Here is a 5615-nt window from a genome sequence, read left to right as displayed (position 1 = left end):
GCTTTGTGACCCTGGGCTGGTGCGGGTTGTTCGGCGGGACCGGCGGCGTGGCGGCGCAGATTGTCTGCCGCATGTCGAACCTGTGTGATGTGGTCTGGAACAACGAGGACAAGAAGGTCTTGCACGTCCTCCCCTACTAAGCGGGAGACTGGCACTTCGGTGGCTGAATAGTAGTGACAACTTTAGCGCCTGAAGAACTACAATGGGCGACCTACAGTAATGTAGGTCGCCCTTGTTGTTTCAAAGCAAAGTCGCCGCCAAGGAGACGAGCAGGATGTCGCCCGTTCAGTTATTCCACGATCCACAATGTGTATCCGGACGCGTCACGCAGCAGCTGATCCGTGATACCTCCGCCGAAAAATAGTTTCACCCTCTTCGAGCCGTGACGGCTCACGACGATGGTCTGGTAACCTCCAGTGCGGGCCTCGTCAAGAATCGTGTGAGCGATATCATCTTCGTGGCCAAACTTCAGCGTAACCCGATCCAGAGGAAATCCGGTCTTTCCAAACAGCTCCAGCGCTGTCAATAAAATCGGGTGTTCAAACCGGCTTTCTGCGATGAGCCAGTTTTCTTGGTCCTCCTGTAATTTCTTGGCAAGACGAACTTCTTCTGCGGGATCTTCAGATCCGCCATGTTCCAGGAGTTCGCGTGGCATCGGTTTCAGCACGTGAAACAATGTGACCTGCACGTCGCGAGTATCGCGCAAGAGCGTTCCCACATAGTGAAGGGCCCTGGCGGAGTGCTCAGAGCCATCGACGGCGATCAAAATCCTCGAGAGGAGGGCTTTCCAGGGATGAACTGTCGTCGGAGGCGGTTGAGACATAATCAATCACCAGACTTTACACGGTGAACGGTGGAATTCCGCGATCACTGGAAACACGAGTGCAGAAAAGTCCATGTAGCGCATACGTATTGCGTCCGAGTGGGTGCCGGCTTGAAAAACGATTTCCTTGTCCTCTGCGAGCGATCGGTCGACATATACAGGAAGCCCATAGAGGGTACCGAATGGCGGCATCGCGCCAATCTCGCAGTCAGGAAACAGCCCCGCGATCTCACTCTCGCTCGCGAGCCGTAGATGGCGAGTCGGAAAGAAAGCTCTCAGGCGATGAAGATCCACGTTCCAGCTTGCCGGCAGCACCGTCATGACGAACCGCTCATCTACCTTCACAATCACAACCTTGGCCATTTCTTTTTCTGGAGTGTGAAGTGTGGAGGCGATCTCCGCGGCGCGAAACGCTTGGGGATGTGACAGCAGGTCATAATGCACATGTTCATGATCGAGAAATGCGTTAAGTGTCGGCGCAATAGACATCTAACACCTCCTCATGTGGGCGACCTCTGGACGGAGGTCATGGCCGGAATGGTTAAAGGGGGACGCAGGAATGTTCGATGACGATTTGAAAAAGAGGGGGCAGGGTGGTTCACGATCAAGACTCCGCTCTGATCATGATGACTGCACTCCATCTAATAAGTATACGCCGTTTGTCTTGTTCAAGAAAGACACGGGTTCACACGTAATGGCCGAGCGATGTGGCGGTAGCTAGGTCTGAAGAAGAGGCGAAGGGAGAATCCAATTGTCTTCCATCGCGCTCTTTGCCGCAGGCCCTTGACATTCCTTCTCCGGAAGCGTTGGAATGAAGGGCGTCAACATCTTCACCCGGCATCGGGCATTACTACCTGTGTACCATGAGGAAGCAGGTCAGTCTTCAGCGCTCGATCTCGCTCTCAGTCCTCTCCATCGGTTTGCTCTCAGGCTCAGTCGGTTTGGGCTATGCGTATTGGCAGTCGACATACTCATTACGCGAGACCATCGGCCTCGGGTTTCAGGAACTTGCTCGACAGAGTGCAGATAAAGTCGGGTTAATCCTGGATAGGGAAATCGAATGGGTGGAACGGTTCAGTTCCCTCCCGGAGGTCAGGGGAGCAGTTCAAGAAGGTACGAGACTCACTTTTGACCAGGCGGTTCTTCAACGGTGGAAAGAGTCGCAACGGCCGTATTTTCGGTCATTGATCATCCTCGATCGCCTAGCCCGTTCCGTCGGCGGGGTAGCAACCGACAATACGGGGACGGATCATACCGGGCAACCTTGGTGGCCGGTCGTATTCGAACAGCGCCGGTCATGGGTTGGAGAGCTGCGAATCGACGAAACGGGGCAAGGCCATTTGGAGGTTGCCGTGCCGATCGTCGACGAGACCGGAGTCGTCGTGGGCGTGTTACATGCCATGATCGAAAAGGAGGAGCTCTTAACTTCAGTCCTCCGAAGTAGAATCGGTAATACAGGCCATGTGATGCTGATTGGACCGAAAGGGAAGGTATTGGCCTGTCCGTTCCTTCCACCCGCGCAACATACGACAATCACTGCATCAATGAACGAGTCACACAACTCGGCCCCGTCAATGCCGGAGCTTGCCTGGATGGAGGCCCAGGACGATGGCCATGGTCAAGGGGGCGGGATCATCGGACTTGCATCCGTGGCGCTCCGACCAGGTATTGTCCAGGAGGCCATGTGGTCCATTCTCGTCAGCCAAGATCCCAATGAAACCTATGCGCCGTTGCGTCTCCTCACGTGGAAACTTTCGGCATTCGGCATGCTGACCATAGCGGTGGTTGGCCTACTCCGATGGCGCCTCGGTCGCCGCATTGTGCAGCCGATCAATGCACTGGTCGAGCGAGTGCATCTCTTGGGAGAGCCGGACGGTGAAAAGCCGACGATGGCGACGCAGCCTTCCGGCATTGTGGAAATCGATACCTTAGCCGTAAGTTTCGATGAATTAGCCGAGCGGCTCGAGCGTGCCTCACGAGAGCGGAGGCAATATGTGGCGGAACTCGAACGAGCGAATCAGGAGCTGGTTATTTCCGAGGAGCACTACCGTCTGTTATGGGATCACTCAACGGACATCAGGTTGCTGGTCAACAAAGAGGGTATTATCCAGGATGTCAATCGGAGGGGTGAGATCAAATTAAGGACCTCTGCTGATCGCCTGATTGGGATGAAGATTGGGAATCTTTTTCAGGAAGCAGACCGTTCCCGGTTGCACCGATTGTTGGACGAGGTCATCGACACCAAGAAAGAAGAGCCGGCCGGCGAGATGCGGATGCCCTCACCGGCTGAAGGCACGCTCATCATGGATGTCGATCTGGTGCCGGTCGAGAACGCCGGATCGCCGGTCGTCGTGATGGTACAGTTGAGCGACCTCACCGAAAAGAAGCGGCTCGAAGAACAGTTGATTCGTTCGGAGCGCCTTGCTTCGCTCAGTCAGTTTGCTTCAATGTTCGCCCACGATATTCGTAATCCGTTGGTGGGGATCAAGAAGACGTTGGAGTTGCTCGCGCAAGACGAAGGATCGCAGCCGTCCGCGAGGCGACAATGGTGGGGCGACATGCAATTGACGATCGACCTGTTGCTCGGCATGATCAACGACATGCTGGATGTGTATCAAGAGAGCTACTCCGGGCTTCCGCTCTTGACTTCATCGGTATCGGTCAACAGCCTGGTCGCTGACGTGGTGCAGCTCTTCCGATCCGAAGCCACCGCGAGGCGAATTGCCTTTCAGATCGAGATGCCGGAGGATGATGTCGGAATGACAGCCGATCGTCGCCGTCTGTTACGGGTGCTCATCAATCTCGTCCACAACGCCATCAAGTTTTCTCCACACGGAGGAACGATTACTGTGACGGTTCACGCGGAGGCGCGAGGAAGTACGGGTCGCGAGTCGTGTGGCACGTCCTCCTCCCAGGCCACCATTCAGGTTGCGGACGAAGGACCCGGCATCGCTCCTGAGGATCTTCCCCATCTGTTCGAGATGTTTTTCAGGAGGAAGGATCCCGGAGACATTCGAATTGGACGAGGGCTGGGGCTGCACTTTTGCCGCCTCGTGGTGGCGGCGCATCGTGGGAGGATTCGTGCGGAGAATCGCCCTTCCGGTGGCGCGGTCTTTTCAGTCGAACTGCCGCTGAATCAGGAGGCTTATGCCGGCCACATTGCTGATTGCCGAGGATCAACGGCTTTTTAGGCAAAGCCTTCGACTGCTTCTTGAGCGCGAACCGGATCTCCAGGTCGTCGGAGAAGCGACCGATGGACACGAGGCGTTCGATCTGGCGGTCAAAACCAAACCCGATATGATTCTGATGGATGTAGACATGCCCAGGCTCGACGGGGTCACAGCCACACGCCTGATCAGAGGCTGCCTCCCTGATGTGAAGGTGTTGATGTTGTCGGTTCATGATGAGGACGCGAGAATCGTGGCGGCGGTTCAAGCCGGCGCCTGCGGCTACATTCTAAAGGATGCCGACCACGCCGAGTTTCTTCGCATCATCAGAGCCACCTACCGAGGGAAGCAAGTCCATTCCCTCTTTATGCCGGACGGCTTTGCCAGAAACGTGGTCTCCGCACGGCACGAGGCTGGGAGCGGGAGTTCGGTTGGAATGGGACTATTGACCGAACGTGAGAGGGAGATTCTCGCCTATGCTGCGTCCGGGCGGGGCAATAAAGACATCGCAGATCAGTTGTGTGTATCGCTCGATACCGTAAAGACCCACCTCCACCATATCTATCGAAAGCTCGGCGTCGCCGGCCGTGTCGAAGCGGTCCTGGTCTATGTGAACAGCAAGTAGCGTAGGCGTTTCTTCCAATCCATCACCTGAACGGTGTAGCCAAAAACCATCCTTCGGGTGATAGGTTTCGTTCGTTGCCTTCGATAGGATAATGCCAGTTCAGAGAAAGATGAAAGGCAGTTCTAGGAGAAGCATTGAACTTTTTACCAGGAAAGGAGGCGAAGTGAGGTACAGATTGAGGACCTAGTTCCGTTGGCGTTGACACCTTTCGATTGAATGAAGAAAGGAGGCTTCCATGAAATCGATACTTGTGACATTCGTTGCGGTCTCCTGTGCGCTAGTCCTGTTCGCCGGGGAGGGTGTATTGGCTCAATCCACCAATTGGATGGATGAGCTGAGCGGCTCGGTGAAATTTTATCAGTCCAGATATCCCGGCACGTATAGCGACCCAGCCAATTGGCAACCGTATCTCAGCGAACTGAACCTCATGAAAAGGGCTGCAATAAAGGGCGATCAACAGGCTGTAAGGGTCGGGATGGCCAAATGGTTCAAGATGCTCAAGGAGCGGGACTTCGGAATTAACCCGAAGGCAGCAGACGAGCTCTTCCGTATCGCAGTGTTGGCAACACCCTTCGATGAATACAAGATTGCTGTCCCGAATCAATAAGGGACCCAAGGTCCCAAGCGGGCCATCGCAAGCGCGGGCGGGCAGTGATTGGCCGTCATGAGGTGGAGGAGGCCGCCGAGCTGCTCGTCCGTGCCGCAGACTTGATGTTGGTTGGCTCAGGAAACATCCTGCCGAGTCCTTCCGTGTTGTCCCGGCAGTACCCGTGTGTGTTGACTCTCGCATGATTGCCGGGATCATGCCCCCCCCCTCGAACATCCTCTCTCGAAACCTGATTCTGTTTCTGCCCTAGTGTTAGGGAAGGTCTGATTAATTCATGTTTGCACGAAGAACTCTGTTCCTGGGTGGATCAACGGGGGCAAACAGGTGGGAATCCGCTGGTCCGAGCGCGTCTTTCTCGGGGTTAGCCCGCTGTCGGGCCGCCCGGAACCTCGG

The 5615-nt window shown here is 55.5% G+C and carries 5 protein-coding genes; 3 read left to right on the top strand and 2 right to left on the bottom strand.

Features of this window, described 5'->3' with window-relative positions; all coding sequences use genetic code 11:
- Window positions 1-289 precede the first annotated feature (289 nt).
- Together HZB34_11635 and HZB34_11630 are read right to left on the bottom strand one after the other, a co-directional pair.
- Complete coding sequence (locus tag HZB34_11635) at window positions 290-823, bottom strand: universal stress protein (GenBank protein MBI5316615.1); 534 nt, start codon at window positions 821-823, stop codon at window positions 290-292.
- A gap of 6 nt (window positions 824-829) precedes the next feature.
- Entirely contained in the window at window positions 830-1312 is a 483-nt protein-coding gene (locus HZB34_11630) for a YbaK/EbsC family protein (protein MBI5316614.1), read from the bottom strand.
- Between the two features lie 374 nt (window positions 1313-1686).
- Here HZB34_11630 and HZB34_11625 point away from each other — a divergent pair, with 374 nt between their 5' ends.
- The 3 genes from HZB34_11625 (at window position 1687) to HZB34_11615 (ending at window position 5222) form a co-directional block, all read left to right on the top strand.
- Window positions 1687-4014, top strand: coding sequence for a PAS domain S-box protein (locus HZB34_11625; GenBank protein MBI5316613.1), 2328 nt, complete (start codon window positions 1687-1689; stop codon window positions 4012-4014).
- Entirely contained in the window at window positions 3971-4615 is a 645-nt protein-coding gene (locus tag HZB34_11620) for a response regulator transcription factor (GenBank protein MBI5316612.1), read from the top strand. Before HZB34_11625 ends, HZB34_11620 begins: the two co-directional genes overlap by 44 nt.
- Before the next feature lie 235 nt (window positions 4616-4850).
- Window positions 4851-5222: a hypothetical protein gene (locus HZB34_11615; protein ID MBI5316611.1), complete on the top strand. Its 372-nt coding sequence runs from the start codon at window positions 4851-4853 to the stop codon at window positions 5220-5222.
- The last annotated feature ends 393 nt before the right edge of the window (window positions 5223-5615 follow it).

It is taken from the genome of Nitrospirota bacterium, assembly GCA_016219645.1.
Taxonomy (GTDB): domain Bacteria; phylum Nitrospirota; class Nitrospiria; order Nitrospirales; family Nitrospiraceae; genus Palsa-1315.
Note: the sequence above shows the minus strand (reverse complement) of the source record. Positions and strands in the feature narration are given on the sequence as shown.

Excerpts from the sequence above, each read along its gene's own strand:
- HZB34_11630 (MBI5316614.1), bottom strand. The coding sequence starts at position 1,312 with ATGTCTATTGCGCCGACACTTAACGCATTTCTCGATCATGAACATGTG.
- HZB34_11615 (MBI5316611.1), top strand. The coding sequence starts at position 4,851 with ATGAAATCGATACTTGTGACATTCGTTGCGGTCTCCTGTGCGCTAGTC.
- HZB34_11625 (MBI5316613.1), top strand. The coding sequence starts at position 1,687 with ATGAGGAAGCAGGTCAGTCTTCAGCGCTCGATCTCGCTCTCAGTCCTC.
- HZB34_11620 (MBI5316612.1), top strand. The coding sequence starts at position 3,971 with ATGCCGGCCACATTGCTGATTGCCGAGGATCAACGGCTTTTTAGGCAA.
- HZB34_11635 (MBI5316615.1), bottom strand. The coding sequence starts at position 823 with ATGTCTCAACCGCCTCCGACGACAGTTCATCCCTGGAAAGCCCTCCTC.